Annotated in this window: 12 protein-coding genes; 6 read left to right on the top strand and 6 right to left on the bottom strand. The window is 69.2% G+C overall.

Annotated elements, in window-relative coordinates:
• The first annotated feature begins 38 nt into the window (after positions 1-38).
• Positions 39-440: a DUF2177 family protein gene (locus V8J39_RS05145; RefSeq protein WP_336459771.1), complete on the top strand. Its 402-nt coding sequence runs from the start codon at positions 39-41 to the stop codon at positions 438-440.
• 136 nt (positions 441-576) lie between these two features.
• On the top strand, positions 577-912 hold the full coding sequence (locus V8J39_RS05140) for an arsenate reductase family protein (RefSeq protein ID WP_336459770.1): 336 nt from the start codon (positions 577-579) through the stop codon (positions 910-912).
• Positions 913-1,028: 116 nt separating this feature from the next.
• Here V8J39_RS05140 and V8J39_RS05135 read toward each other — a convergent pair whose 3' ends face one another.
• Together V8J39_RS05135 and thrS are read right to left on the bottom strand one after the other, a co-directional pair.
• Complete coding sequence (locus V8J39_RS05135) at positions 1,029-1,235, bottom strand: cold-shock protein (RefSeq protein WP_336459769.1); 207 nt, start codon at positions 1,233-1,235, stop codon at positions 1,029-1,031.
• A gap of 202 nt (positions 1,236-1,437) precedes the next feature.
• The gene (thrS, locus tag V8J39_RS05130; protein WP_336459768.1) at positions 1,438-3,384 is read right to left on the bottom strand and encodes a threonine--tRNA ligase; all 1,947 of its coding nucleotides are present in this window, start codon (positions 3,382-3,384) and stop codon (positions 1,438-1,440) included.
• Between the two features lie 226 nt (positions 3,385-3,610).
• Between thrS and alaS the strand changes: the two genes are divergently transcribed.
• The 3 genes from alaS to V8J39_RS05115 all read left to right on the top strand — a co-directional run bounded on the left by alaS (position 3,611) and on the right by V8J39_RS05115 (position 7,801).
• Positions 3,611-6,271: an alanine--tRNA ligase gene (gene alaS / locus V8J39_RS05125; protein ID WP_336459767.1), complete on the top strand. Its 2,661-nt coding sequence runs from the start codon at positions 3,611-3,613 to the stop codon at positions 6,269-6,271.
• A gap of 73 nt (positions 6,272-6,344) precedes the next feature.
• Positions 6,345-6,638, top strand: coding sequence for a DUF1330 domain-containing protein (locus V8J39_RS05120; RefSeq protein WP_336459766.1), 294 nt, complete (start codon positions 6,345-6,347; stop codon positions 6,636-6,638).
• A 371-nt stretch (positions 6,639-7,009) separates the two neighbouring features.
• The gene (locus V8J39_RS05115; RefSeq protein ID WP_336459765.1) at positions 7,010-7,801 is read left to right on the top strand and encodes a class II glutamine amidotransferase; all 792 of its coding nucleotides are present in this window, start codon (positions 7,010-7,012) and stop codon (positions 7,799-7,801) included.
• 83 nt (positions 7,802-7,884) lie between these two features.
• Here V8J39_RS05115 and V8J39_RS05110 read toward each other — a convergent pair whose 3' ends face one another.
• The 3 genes from V8J39_RS05110 to V8J39_RS05100 form a co-directional block, all read right to left on the bottom strand.
• Positions 7,885-8,082, bottom strand: coding sequence for a hypothetical protein (locus V8J39_RS05110; RefSeq protein WP_336459764.1), 198 nt, complete (start codon positions 8,080-8,082; stop codon positions 7,885-7,887).
• A 209-nt stretch (positions 8,083-8,291) separates the two neighbouring features.
• The gene (gene typA, locus V8J39_RS05105; RefSeq protein ID WP_336459763.1) at positions 8,292-10,112 is read right to left on the bottom strand and encodes a translational GTPase TypA; all 1,821 of its coding nucleotides are present in this window, start codon (positions 10,110-10,112) and stop codon (positions 8,292-8,294) included.
• A gap of 119 nt (positions 10,113-10,231) precedes the next feature.
• The gene (locus V8J39_RS05100) at positions 10,232-10,867 is read right to left on the bottom strand and encodes a YitT family protein (RefSeq protein ID WP_336459762.1); all 636 of its coding nucleotides are present in this window, start codon (positions 10,865-10,867) and stop codon (positions 10,232-10,234) included.
• A gap of 381 nt (positions 10,868-11,248) precedes the next feature.
• Here V8J39_RS05100 and V8J39_RS05095 point away from each other — a divergent pair, with 381 nt between their 5' ends.
• Positions 11,249-12,319, top strand: coding sequence for a sensor histidine kinase (locus V8J39_RS05095; RefSeq protein ID WP_336459761.1), 1,071 nt, complete (start codon positions 11,249-11,251; stop codon positions 12,317-12,319).
• 97 nt (positions 12,320-12,416) lie between these two features.
• Here V8J39_RS05095 and V8J39_RS05090 read toward each other — a convergent pair whose 3' ends face one another.
• A complete protein-coding gene (locus tag V8J39_RS05090) occupies positions 12,417-13,628 on the bottom strand; it encodes an NADP-dependent isocitrate dehydrogenase (RefSeq protein ID WP_336459760.1) in 1,212 nt (403 codons plus the stop codon).
• Positions 13,629-13,820: the final 192 nt, after the last annotated feature.

The following is a 13,820-nucleotide window of genomic DNA, read 5'->3' as shown; positions in this document are numbered from 1 at the left end:
GGCGGCGCGTACCCCCGTTGCAACCGGAGGCCCGCGCCATGCAGATGCTGTCACTCTACCTGTCGACCGCCGTCGTCTTCCTCGCGCTTGACGCGGCGATGCTGAAGACGGTGATCCACCCGCTGTTCGAACGCCATGTCGGCGCGCTGATGGCGCCAGAGCTGCGGATGGCGCCGGCGGCGGCCTTCTATGCCGCCTATGTCGCGGGGCTGATCGCGCTGGTGTCCTGGCCCGCGCTGCGCGAGGGCGCGCCGGCGCAGGCGCTGTGGCAGGGGGCGCTGGTCGGCGCGATGGCCTATGGCACCTACGAATTCACCAATTTCGCGACGCTGCGGGGCTGGAACCCGGCGATGGTGGCGACCGACCTCGTCTGGGGCACGGTGCTGACCGGGATCTCGGCCTGGGCCGGGGTCACCATCACCCGCGCGATCGCCGGCTGACGGCCCCGGCGGGGGCGGCATGGGGCCAATGGCCGGATCGCTCCGGCTGGACGGCACTGGCTGGACGGCACTGGCTGGACGGGGCCTGAAAATCGGGTATGCCCGGGGGCGGACGACAGATCTGGGGGCGTTCTTGATGATCCTTTACGGCATTGCGACCTGTGACACCTGCCGCAAGGCGCGGCGCGCGCTGGCCGAGGCGGGGGCCGAGGTCACCTTCCGCGACCTGCGGGCCGAGCCGCTGACGCCGGACGAGCGGGCCGAGTTCCTTGCGGCCTTCGGCGACAGGCTGATCAACCGCAGCTCGACCACCTGGCGCGGGCTGTCCGAGACCGAGCGTGCCGCGGCGCCCGACGCGCTGCTGGCCGCGCATCCGACGCTGATGAAGCGCCCGGTGGTGCGGGCGGGGGCGACGCTGACGCTGGGGTGGTCGGCCGCGACGCTGGACGACCTCATGGCCGCCGGCGCCTGATCGCGGCGGGCCGCCCCGGCTTCAGGATGCGGCCCCGCATTCGGCGGCGGCCGGGCGGCACGAACACGAACGGCCCGCCGGTGGCGAGCCGTTGCGTGCCTTCCCTGCGGAAGGCGTCAGAGCAGTTTCAGGTCCGTCGCCGACGATCGACCGTCGCGTCCGGATTGCAGTTCGTAGGCGATCTTCTGGTTGTCGTTGAGGCCCTTCAGACCCGCCCGTTCCACCGCGGAGATGTGGACGAACACATCCTTCCCGCCCTCGTCGGGCGCAATGAACCCGTAACCCTTCGTACTATTGAACCATTTCACGGTGCCAGTGGCCATGACCGCGCCTCTCCTCACAATCATCCCTTCATCCGCGGGCTGAATTGCCCGCGAGCCGTGCAGCCAGCTCTTTCGGCTCCGGCTGCCTTGGTAAGGAAGCGGTAGGAAAGTCTGCGTCCACGCAACAATCAGAGTGAGGGATTCGGCCTGAAAATCAAGCCTCGCGTGCGGCGGACGGGGGCTTGCCCCGCCCGCCGGCGCCTCAGCGCTGGTCCGGCGTCCGGGCTTCGGCTGCCAGTTGTGCAACTGCAGCATCAAGCCCCAAGGTCTCGGTCCGGGTCTCGCCGAGGCGCCGAACGGAAACAGTGCGCTCTTCGACCTCTTTCATCCCGATCGCGAGAATCACCGGCACCTTGCCGACGGAATGCTCGCGGACCTTGTAGTTGATCTTCTCGTTGCGGGTGTCGGCCTCGGCCCGGATCCCCACCGCCTCGAGCGCCGCGACGACCTCGCGCACGTAATCGTCCGCATCGGAAACGATCGAGGCCACCACCACCTGCCGCGGCGCGAGCCAGAGCGGGAATTTCCCGGCGTAGTTCTCGATCAGGATGCCGATGAAGCGTTCGAACGAGCCCAGGATCGCGCGGTGCAGCATGTAGGGGCGGTGCTTGGCCCCGTCCTCGCCGACATATTCCGCGCCCAGACGGTCCGGCAGGTTCGGGTCGACCTGGAAGGTCCCGCACTGCCATTGGCGGCCGATCGCGTCGGTCAGCTTGAAATCGAGCTTCGGCCCGTAGAAGGCGCCGTCGCCCTCGTTGATCTCGTAGGGCAGGCCCAGCCGCTCGATCGCGCCCTTCAGCGCGCCCTCGACCTTGTCCCAGGTCTCGTCCGAGCCGATGCGGACCTCGGGGCGGGTCGACAGCTTGATGTCGAAGCTCTCGAAGCCCAGGTCCTTGTAGACCGAGGACAGAAGCGCGATGAACGCCCCGCACTCTTCCTCGATCTGGTCCTCGGTGCAGAAGATGTGCGCGTCGTCCTGCGTGAAGCCGCGCACCCGCATCAGCCCGTGCATCGAGCCCGAGGACTCGTAGCGGTGGCACGCGCCGAACTCGGCCAGCCGCAGCGGCAGGTCGCGGTAGGATTTCAGGCCCTGGTTGTAGACCTGCACGTGGCAGGGGCAGTTCATGGGCTTGAGCGCGTTGATGCGCTTTTCCTTCGCGCCTTCCTCGTCGACCTCGACGATGAACATGTTCTCGCGGTAGTTGTCCCAGTGGCCCGACTTCTCCCACAGCACGCGGTCGACGACCTGCGGGGTCTTGATCTCTTTATACCCGGCGCGGCGCTGGCGGCGGCCCATGTATTCCTGCAGCAGCCGATAGACCGACCAGCCGTTCGGGTGCCAGAACACCATCCCCGGCGCCTCTTCCTGCAGGTGGAACAGCTCCATCTCGCGGCCGAGCTTGCGGTGGTCGCGCTTGGCGGCTTCTTCCAGCATCGTCAGATGCGCCTTCAGCTCGTCGCGGTTGCGGAACGCGACGCCGGTGATGCGCTGCAGCTGCGGGCGGTTCACGTCGCCGAACCAGTAGGCGCCCGAGACGCCCATCAGCTTGAAGGCATCGGCCGGCAGCTGGCCGGTGTGCTGCAGGTGCGGGCCACGGCACAGGTCCTGCCAGTCGCCGTGCCAGTACATGCGGATCGGCGCGCCTTCGGGGATGCGGGCGATCAGCTCGACCTTGAAGGGCTCGCCGCGCTCTTCGTAATAGGCGATCGCGCGGGCGCGGTCCCAGATCTCGGTCTTCACCGGGTCGCGGGCGTTGATGATCTTCTTCATCTGCGCCTCGATCGCGCCGAGGTCCTCGGGCGTGAACGGCTCGTTGCGGTCGAAGTCGTAGAACCAGCCGGTCTCGGTCACCGGGCCGATCGTCACCTTCACGTCCGGCCACAGCTCCTGCACGGCGCGGGCCATGACGTGGGCGAAGTCGTGGCGGATCAGCTCGATCGACGGCTCGGCGTCCTTCATCGTGTTGATGGCAAGGCGCGCGTCGGCCTCGATGGGCCAGGCGAGGTCCCAGTGGGCGCCGTCGACGGTGGCCGAGATGGCGTTCTTCGCCAGCGAGGGCGCGATCGAGGCCGCGACCTCGGCCGCCGTCACGCCGGCGTCGTATTCGCGGCTGTTGCCATCGGGAAAGGTGAGGGAAATCGGGGCCATGTCGGCTCTCCTCGTCGGTTTGGCGCCCACGGAACGCCCGGTTGCGGGTTATGTCTGCCGGCTTCTATCCCCTCGTGCGCGGGGGAATGTCAACGGGCCGCGCGCGCCGGGCGGGGCGGGGCCATGCGTTTTGCGTTGCACCTTAAGCATCTGCGGCGATAAACGGGGCGGAACCCCGCGCGCGGGAGGCGCGCGCTGACATGCTTACACAATGAAGGCGCAGCCCATGCCCAGCCTGAACGACATCCGGTCGACCTATCTCGACTTCTTCCAGCGCAACGGCCACCGCGTCGTCGACAGCTCGCCGCTGGTGCCGCGCAACGATCCCACGCTGATGTTCGCGAACTCGGGCATGGTCCAGTTCAAGAACCTGTTCACCGGGGTCGAGACGCGCGACTACACCCGCGCCACCACCGCGCAGAAATGCGTCCGCGCCGGCGGCAAGCACAACGACCTCGACAACGTGGGCTATACCGCGCGCCACCACACCTTCTTCGAGATGCTGGGCAACTTCTCGTTCGGCGACTACTTCAAGGAAACCGCGATCCCGCTGGCGTGGGAGCTGCTGACCAAGGAGTTCGGGCTGAACCGCGACAAGCTTCTGGTCACGGTCTACCACACCGACGACGAGGCGGCGGCGATCTGGAAGAAGGTCGCGGGCCTGTCCGACGACCGCATCATCCGCATCGCCACCAACGACAACTTCTGGATGATGGGCCCCACGGGGCCCTGCGGCCCGTGCTCGGAAATCTTCTATGACCACGGCGACAAGATCTGGGGCGGCCCGCCGGGCTCGAAGGACGAGGACGGCGACCGGTTCATCGAGATCTGGAACAACGTCTTCATGCAGTTCGAGCAGTTCGAGGACGGCTCGCGCCGCACGCTCGACGCCAAGTCGATCGACACCGGCATGGGGCTGGAGCGGATCGGCGCGCTTCTGCAGGGCAAGCACGACAACTACGACACCGATCTGATGCGCTCGCTGATCGAGGCCTCGGCCCATGCGACCTCGGCCGATCCCGACGGGCCGGGCAAGGTGCACCACCGGGTGATCGCCGACCACCTGCGCTCGACCTCGTTCCTGATCGCCGACGGGGTGATGCCCTCGAACGAGGGCCGCGGCTACGTGCTGCGCCGGATCATGCGCCGCGCGATGCGCCATGCGCACATGCTGGGCGCGCAGGACCCGGTGATGTTCCGGCTGGTGCCGGCGCTGGTGCGCCAGATGGGCGCGGCCTATCCGGAACTGACCCGCGCGCAGGCGCTGATCGAGGAGACGCTGAAGCTCGAGGAGACGAAGTTCCGCACCACGCTGGACCGCGGCCTGCGGCTTCTGGACGACGAGCTGGCGAAGATCCCCGAGGGGTCTGCCCTGCCGGGCGAGGCGGCGTTCAAGCTTTACGACACCTACGGCTTCCCGCTGGACCTGACGCAGGACGCGCTGCGCGAGAAGGGCCGCGCCGTCGACACCCAGGGCTTCGACGCCGCCATGGCCGAGCAGAAGGCCAAGGCGCGCGCCGCCTGGGCCGGCTCGGGCGAGACCAAGGATGCGGCGATCTGGTTCGACCTGGCCGAGGAGCACGGGCCGAGCGAGTTCCTGGGCTATGACACCGAGACCGCCGAGGGCCAGGTGCTGGCGCTGGTGCAGAAGGGCGCCGCGGTGAAGACCGCGGGGCAGGGCGACGAGGTGACGATCGTCGTCAACCAGACCCCGTTCTACGGCGAGTCGGGCGGCCAGGTCGGCGATGCGGGCATCATCCGCACCGAGACCGGCGAGGCGCATGTGACCGACGTCAAGCGCACCGCGGGCGTGTTCCTGCACGTGGCCACCGTGACCATGGGCGAGATCCAGGCCGGGCAGGGCGCGACGCTGGTCGTCGACCACGACCGCCGCGGCGCGATCCGCGCCAACCACTCGGCCACGCACCTGCTGAACGAGGCGCTGCGCCGCGCGCTTGGCGATCACGTCGCCCAGCGCGGCTCGCTCAACGCCCCCGACCGGCTGCGCTTCGACTTCAGCCACACCAAGGCGCTGACGCCCGAGGAGATGGCCCGGGTCGAGACCGAGGTGAACGGCTTCATCCGCCAGGACGGTGCCGTCTCGACCCGGATCATGACGCCCGACGACGCGCGCGGCCTGGGGGCGCAGGCGCTGTTTGGCGAGAAATACGGCGACGAGGTCCGCGTCGTGTCGATGGGCACGCTCGAGGGCACCGGCAAGGGCACCGACGGGCGGACCTATTCGCTCGAGCTGTGCGGCGGCACCCACGTGGCGCGGCTGGGCGAGATCGGGCTGATGGTGGTGCTGGGCGACAGCGCGTCCTCGGCCGGGGTGCGCCGGATCGAGGCGCTGACCGGGCAGGCGGCGCTGGATCACCTGAATGCGCAGGGCACCCGGCTGGCCGAGGTCGCGGGCGTGCTGAAGGCGCCGGTGGGCGAGGTGGTCGAGCGCGTGAAGGCGCTGGCCGAGGAACGCCGGGCGCTGGCGAACGAGGTCGCGCAGCTGCGCCGCGAGATCGCGATGGGCGGCGGCGCCAAGGGCGGCCCCGAGGCCAAGGAGATCGGCGGCGTGAAGTTCATCGCCCAGGCCGTCACCGGCGTGTCGGGCAAGGACCTGCCGGCGCTGGTCGACGCGCTGAAGACCACGGTCGGCTCGGGCGCGGTGCTGGTCGTGGCCGATACCGGCGGCAAGGCCGCGGTGGCGGCGGGCGTGACCGCGGACATGGTCGAGAAGGTCTCGGCCGTGGACCTGGTCCGGGCCGCGGCCGGCGCGCTTGGCGGCAAGGGCGGCGGCGGCCGGCCCGACATGGCCCAGGCCGGCGGTGCCGACCCGGCCAAGGCCCCCGAGGCCATCGCCGCGGCCGAGGCGGTTCTCGCCGCGCTCTGACCCGCGATCCCCGAATTCCCGGGGGGCTCCGTCCGCCGGCCGGGGCCCTTCGTCCTTCTCAAGGAGACCACCGATGTCCGCACTCTGGATCGCCCATGTGACCGTGACCGACCCCGAGGCCTACGGCCGCTACGCAGCCCTCGCCGGTCCCGCCATCGCCAAGCACGGCGGCACCTTCCTGGCGCGGGCCACGCGCTATGTGCAGCTGGAAGGCACCGATCGGTCGCGCAACGTCGTCGCGCGCTTCCCCAGCCTCGAGGATGCCGTCGCCTGCTATCACTCGCCCGAATACCAGGAGGCGCTGAGCCACGCCAAGGGCGCGGCCGAGCGCGAGCTGGTCGTGGTCGAGGAAAGCCCCGCCGCCTGAAACCGTCGCCTGAAAGCGTCGCGTGATCGTTGCCCTGTTAACGATTTCAGCGTGCATAGCGAGAACTGGTCATGCCCGTGTCACGGCGCGGGCCTAGGCTGGGGGTGTCGGATGCGGGAGGGCCCCTCGTTTCATCCGAAGCGTACCAGTCTTTTGACGTCACCATTTCCGGGACAGTCTCCCGAACACGCCTTGCCGATCAACGTTCTTGTGTACACCTTTTTGCCTGATCGTGCCCCGCCATCCCCGGCGGGGCACTTTTCTGTCAGGGCGGCGGTAACCCCGCGCCCGCTTCGCGATTGCCCGCCACCGGCCCGCCGGTATATGCTGCGACGCAACACGAGCAGAGCATCGGGCGCAGGGAGACGGGAATGTGCCGCTGGGCCGCCTATGTGGGCGAGGCGATCTTTCTGGAAGACATCGTCGCCCTGCCGGGCCATTCGCTGATCCGACAGAGCCATTGCGCCACCGAATGCGCGACCGCGATCAACGCCGACGGCTTCGGCCTGGCCTGGTACGGCGAGCGTCCCGAGCCGGGGCTGTATCGCGACGTGATGCCGGCCTGGTCGGACCCGAACCTGAAGTCGCTGGTCGCGCAGGTCCGCTCGCCGCTGTTTCTCGCGCATGTCCGTGCCTCGACCGGCACCGCGACCAGCCGCAACAACTGCCACCCGTTCACCGTCGGCCGCTGGAGCTTCATGCACAACGGTCAGATCGGCGGCTACGACCGGTTCCGCCGCTGCGCCGAGATGCTGATCCCCGACGACCTCTATGCCCACCGCCGCGGCGCCACCGACAGCGAGGCGCTGTTCCTCGTGGCGCTGGCCGAGGGGCTTGATGCCGACCCCTGCGGCGCGCTCGAGCGTGCGGTGGCCGCGCTCGAGACGCTGTCGCGCGAGAAGGGCTGCGCCCCGCATGTGCGGCTGACCGCGGCGCTGTCGGATGGCGAGAAGCTCTATGCCGTGCGCTATGCCACCGACGACCGCGCGCCCAGCCTCTACCACCGCTGGTCGGTCAGCCGGAAGGGCCGCGCCGTCGTCTCCGAGCCGCTGGAAACCGGCGAGGACTGGTCGGTGATCCCGGCGGGCAGCTTCTGCAGCTTCACCGGCGAGACGGTCGAGATCCGGCCCTTCCGCCCGCTGCCGGTCGCCGCCGCAGCCTGACCGGGCCGCCAAGGTCCGGCCGCGTTGGCAGGGCCGGTCCAGGCGGCTCTGCGCCCGGACCGCCGCAGGCCGGGCGCGGCGGGCTAGAGCCAGCCGCGCACCATCCGCACCGCCAGCCAGCCCAGCGCGCCCCAGCCGGCCAGCCCCAGCAACAGCGCGGGCAGGATCCACCATCCCGACGGCAGCTCGGCCAGCGCGCGCAGGCCGCGGGGATCAAGGCTGAACAGGCGCAGGCGAAGGCTCTCGATCAGGTCGAGAACGGCGATGTCGATCAGTGTCATGGGGTCCCTGCGGTCTGCTCCGCGCTCTGGACGGCGCGTCGGGATGGATACGCGGCCGCGGCGCCGTTCCGTCGCGATCATGGCGCAAGTTTCTGACGAAATTCGAAAAAAAATCCGGGACGCCCAAAGCGAAGGCCCCCCGGGATCACTCCCGGGGGGCCTCGTGTTCACTCCGTCGCGACCGCGCGGCGGCGGCGCGGGGCGGGCGCTCAGGCCTCGGCGCGGGCCTGGCGCTTGCGCTCGTGCGGGTCCAGGTGGCGCTTGCGCAGGCGGATGTTGTTCGGCGTGACCTCGACCAGCTCGTCATCGTCGATATAGGCGATGGCGGCTTCCAGCGACATGATCGTCGGCGTGGTCAGGCGCACGGCTTCGTCCGACCCCGAGGCGCGCATGTTGGTCAGCTTCTTGCCCTTGAGCGGGTTCACTTCCAGATCGTTGTCGCGCGAGTGCTCGCCGATGATCATCCCCTCGTAGACCTGCTCCTGCGCGCCCAGGAACAGCTTGCCGCGGTCCTCGAGGTTCCACAGCGCGAAGGCGACGGTGGTGCCGTTCTCCATCGAGATCAGCACGCCCTGCCGGCGCCCCTGGATCGCGCCCTTGTAGGGGGTCCAGCTGTGGAAGATGCGGTTCATCACGCCGGTGCCGCGGGTGTCGGTCAGGAACTGGCCGTGATAGCCGATCAGACCGCGCGAGGGCACATGGGCGATGATCCGGGTCTTGCCCGTGCCATCGGGGTTCATCTCGACGAGGTCGCCCTTGCGCTCGCCGGTGATCTTCTCGATCACCGCGCCCGAGAATTCGTCATCCACGTCGATGGTGACTTCCTCGACCGGCTCCATGCGCTGGCCGTCCTCTTCCTTGAAGATCACGCGCGGGCGCGAGATCGACAGCTCGAACCCTTCGCGGCGCATGTTCTCGATCAGGACGCCCATCTGCAGTTCGCCCCGGCCCGAGACGATGAAGGCCTCGCCGCCCGGCGTGTCCTCGATCTTGATCGCGACGTTCGATTCGGCTTCCTTCATCAGCCGGTCGCGGATGACGCGCGACTGCACCTTGTCGCCGTCACGACCCGCCAGCGGGCTGTCGTTGATGCCGAAGGTGACCGAGATGGTCGGCGGGTCGATCGGCTGGGCGGGCAGGGCGGTGTCGACCTCGAGCGCGCAGATCGTGTCGGCCACGGTCGCCTTGGTCATGCCGGCAAGGCTGACGATGTCGCCCGCGACGGCCTCGTCGATCGGCTGCTGGCTCAGGCCGCGGAAGGCGAGGATCTTCGAGACGCGGAACTGCTCGATCCGGTCGCCGGTGCGCGACAGCGCCTTGACGGTGTCGTTGGTCTTCAGCGTGCCGCTTTCGACGCGGCCGGTCAGCATCCGCCCGATGAACGGGTCCGAGCCCAGCGTGGTCGCCAGCATCCGGAACGGCTCGTTCGCCTGGGCGGCCTGCTTCGGCGGCTCCACATGCTTGACGATCAGGTCGAACAGCGCGTCGAGGTTCTTGCGCTCGCCGTCCAGCGTCATGTCGGCCCAGCCCGAGCGGCCCGAGGCGTAGACATGCGGGAAGTCGAGCTGTTCATCGCTGGCGCCGAGGTTGGCGAACAGGTCGAAGACCTCGTCCAGCGCCCGGTCGGGTTCCGCGTCGCCCTTGTCGACCTTGTTCACGACGACGATCGGCTTCAGGCCAAGCGCCAGCGCCTTCGAGGTCACGAACTTGGTCTGCGGCATCGGGCCCTCGGCCGCGTCGACCAGCAGGCAGACGCCGTCGACCATCGACAGGATGCGCTCGACCTCGCCGCCGAAGTCGGCGTGGCCGGGGGTGTCGACGATGTTGATGCGCGTGCCCTTCCACTCGACCGAGGTCGCCTTGGCAAGGATGGTGATCCCGCGCTCGCGCTCGATGTCGTTCGAGTCCATCGCGCGTTCGGTCGTCGCCTGGTTCTCGCGGTAGGTGCCAGACTGTTTCAGAAGCTCGTCGACCAGCGTGGTCTTGCCGTGGTCGACGTGCGCGATGATCGCGATGTTGCGAAGGTCCATGAAGCTATCCCGGAAATGTCGGGCGCGGGATACCTCGCATCCGCAGAAAATGCCAGCGCCAATGCACGCAGGGCCGGATTGCGCGCCGCGCCGGGCGTGTGCCGTCGGGGGGCGGGCGGTCAGGTGACGACGTACCAGTCGCGGCGGTGGTTCAGCGCGATCACCAGGTTCAGGATCACCGCGCCCAGCAGCGACCAGACCACCCGGTCGGCGGGCAGGATCGCGAAGGACACCAGGAACAGGCACAGGTCCCAGCCCGACTGCACCCAGCCCGCGCGGATGCCGAAGCGGTCCTGGACGATCACCGCCACGATCGACACGCCCCCCAGGGACGAGGAATGCCGGAACAGCCCCAGCAGCCCCACGCCCGCGACCACGCCGAAGCCCGCCGCGGCGACGCCGGGGTGGACATGGGCGATGCTCAGCACGCCCGGCAGCGCGTCGGCGATGACCGAGACCAGCGTGACGCTCGCGAAGCTCTTCAGCGCGAAGGCCGCGCCCTTGCGCGCCCAGGCGAAGGCGTAGAACGGCAGGTTGACCACGAAGAAGGTCGGGCCGAAGCCCCAGCCGGTGGCATAGGCCACGATCAGCGCCAGCCCCGCCGTGCCCCCCGTCACCAGCCCCGCCGCCCGCAGCAGGTGGATCCCCAGCGCGCATTGCACCGTCGAGATCAGCAGACCCTGCACATCCTCCAGCGCGGTGTAGCGCGGCTGGCGGGGCGGGTCGGCAAGCGCGGCGGTAAGGTCAGAGGCCATGACCCTTTTTCGCACGGCCGGCCCGGTCCGGTCCAGCGATTCCTCGGCCCGCCCGCGCCCTGCCGGAGCCGCGCCCCCGACCTCGCGACGCCGACTTCGCGCCCCCCGATCCCGCGCCCCTGCGAGCCGTGTCCGAGGCAGGCGCGCGCGCGCGCCCCGTGTCCAGGCCCGTGTCCGGGGCCCGTAGCCGGCGCCCGTGTCCGCCGTCGCTCGTCCGACATCGTCACGGGCTTGCGCCGGGCGCGCGCCGGGCTCCTCCAGGGCTCATCACGGGCTCGTCACGGGCTCATCACGGGGGCCACCGCAGGGGCCACCACGCTGCCGGGCCTTGCCTTTTCGCCCGGCTTGGCCTCTGCTGCGATCCCGAGGAGTCCGCCGCACATGCCAGAATCCAGCCATCCCTGCCTTGCCGGGCCGGGGGCCGCCCGCGCCGCGCTGCGCGCGATCGACTGGGGGACGAACTCGCTCGGCCCGCCCGAGGGCTGGCCGGTGGCGCTGCATGTCTCGGCGCAGATGATGCTGGCCTCGTCCTTCCCCGCGGCGATCTTCTGGGGCGAGCGGATGATCACGCTGCACAACGACGCCTTCACGCCGATCCTCGGCGCCAAGCCCGCCGCGCAGGGACGCCCGTTCTACGACGTCTGGGCCGAGGCCTGGGACGAGATCGGCCCGATCGCGGCCCGCGCTTTCGCCGGCGAGGCGTCGTATTTCGCCGATTTCCCGCTGACGATCGACCGGCACGGCTATCCCGAACCCTGCAACTTCACCTTCTGCTACAGCCCGATCCGCGATGCCGAGGGGCGGGTGGGCGGCGTGATGGACACGGTGGTCGAGACCACCGACAAGGTCCTGGCCGAACGCGCGCTCGAACTGCGCAACACCGAGCTGGCGCACCGGCTGAAGAACACCCTCGCGGTGGTCTCGGTCATCGCGCGCCAGACCCTGCGCGCCGCCGCCGACACGGCCGAGGCCTGGGAAAAGCTCTCGGCGCGGCTGGGCGCGCTGGCGGCGGCACATCACATCCTGACCTCGGGGGCGCAGGTCGCGGCGCCGCTGGCCGATCTGGTCGGCACCGCGCTCGCCTCGCAGGCGGCGCTGGCCGAGGGGCGGATCGCGCTCTCGGGGCCGCCAGTCGCGCTCGAGGCGCGCCAGGCGCTGGCGGTGGCGCTGATCGTGAGCGAGCTTGCGACCAACGCGACCAAGCATGGCGCGCTCTCGGTGCCCGAGGGGCGGGTGGCGCTCGACTGGCAGGTGACGGGCGACGCGACGGCGCGCGCGCTCTGCCTCGACTGGGTGGAAAGCGGCGGGCCGCCGGTGACGGCGCCGTCGCGCCAGGGCTTCGGCTCGCTGCTGATCGGCCGGGTGGCGCCGCTGGATTTCGGCGGCACCGCCGAGACCCGCTTCGCCGCCGCGGGCCTGCACTACCGCCTGACCGGCCCGCTGGCGCTGTGACGAACGCGAAGGGCCGCGGCAATGCCACGGCCCCGTTCTCGACTTTGCGCAAATATCCCGCGGGGGTCCGGGGGCGCGAAGCCCCCGGCTCCGCCGGTCAGGCCAGCGCCTTGTTCAGGTACTCGTCGACCTTCTCGAGATAGCCCATGGTGGTGAGCCACTTCTGGTCCGGCCCGACCAGCAGCGCGAGGTCCTTGGTCATGAACCCGTCCTCGACGGTCTGCACGGTCACCTTCTCCAGCGTCTCGGCGAAGGTCATCAGCGCCGCGTTGCTGTCAAGCTTGGCACGGTGCTTGAGGCCGCCGGTCCAGGCGTAGATCGAGGCGATGGAGTTGGTCGAGGTCTCCTTGCCCTGCTGGTGCTGGCGGTAGTGGCGGGTGACGGTGCCGTGCGCGGCCTCGGCTTCCACGATCTTGCCATCGGGCGTCATCAGCACCGAGGTCATCAGGCCGAGCGAGCCGAAGCCCTGCGCCACGGTGTCCGACTGCACGTCGCCGTCGTAGTTCTTGCAGGCCCAGACATAGCCGCCCGACCACTTCAGCGCCGAGGCGACCATGTCGTCGATCAGCCGGTGCTCGTAATGGATGCCCGCGGCCTTGAACTTCTCCTCGAACTCTTCCTCGTAGACCTTCTGGAACAGGTCCTTGAAGCGGCCGTCATAGGCCTTGAGGATGGTGTTCTTGGTCGACAGGTACACCGGCCAGCCCTTGAGCAGGCCGTAGTTCATCGACGAGCGCGCGAAGTCGATGATCGACTGGTCGAGGTTGTACATCGCCATGGTCACGCCGGCGCCGGGGGCCTGGAAGACCTCCTTCTCGATCTCGGTGCCGTCCTCGCCGACGAACTTGATCGACAGCTTCCCCTTGCCGGGGAACTTGAAGTCGGTGGCGCGGTACTGGTCGCCGAAGGCGTGGCGGCCGACGACGATCGGCTTGGTCCAGCCCGGCACCAGGCGCGGCACGTTCTGGCAGATGATCGGCTCGCGGAAGATCACGCCGCCCAGGATGTTGCGGATCGTGCCGTTGGGCGAGCGCCACATCGACTTCAGGCCGAATTCCTCGACGCGCTGCTCGTCGGGGGTGATCGTGGCGCATTTCACGCCGACGCCGTATTCCTTGATCGCGTTCGCCGCGTCGACCGTGATCTGGTCGTCGGTGCGGTCACGCTCCTCGATGCCCAGATCGTAGTACTTCAGGTCGACGTCGAGGTAGGGCAGGATCAGTTTCTTCTTGATGAAATCCCAGATGATCCGGGTCATCTCGTCGCCGTCGAGCTCGACGACCGGGTTCGCTACCTTGATCTTCGACATGGAAGCCTCTTGGTTGGTGTGACTCGTCGTCCCGGGTCTTAGCGGAATTCGCGGGGCCGGGAAAGATGGTATGCGATTGTATGCCACATCTTGGGCCATCTGCCGCACCCCCCGGCCGTCCGCGGCGTCCCCCGGCGTTCCGCGGCGTTAGGCTCCTGCACATGCTTTGCCGTCAGGCTGTTATCCGACAGG

Source organism: Frigidibacter sp. MR17.24, from assembly GCF_037095655.1.
Taxonomy (GTDB): domain Bacteria; phylum Pseudomonadota; class Alphaproteobacteria; order Rhodobacterales; family Rhodobacteraceae; genus Frigidibacter.
The sequence above is the reverse complement of the archived record's forward strand: the minus strand, read 5'-3'. Positions and strand labels throughout refer to the sequence as shown.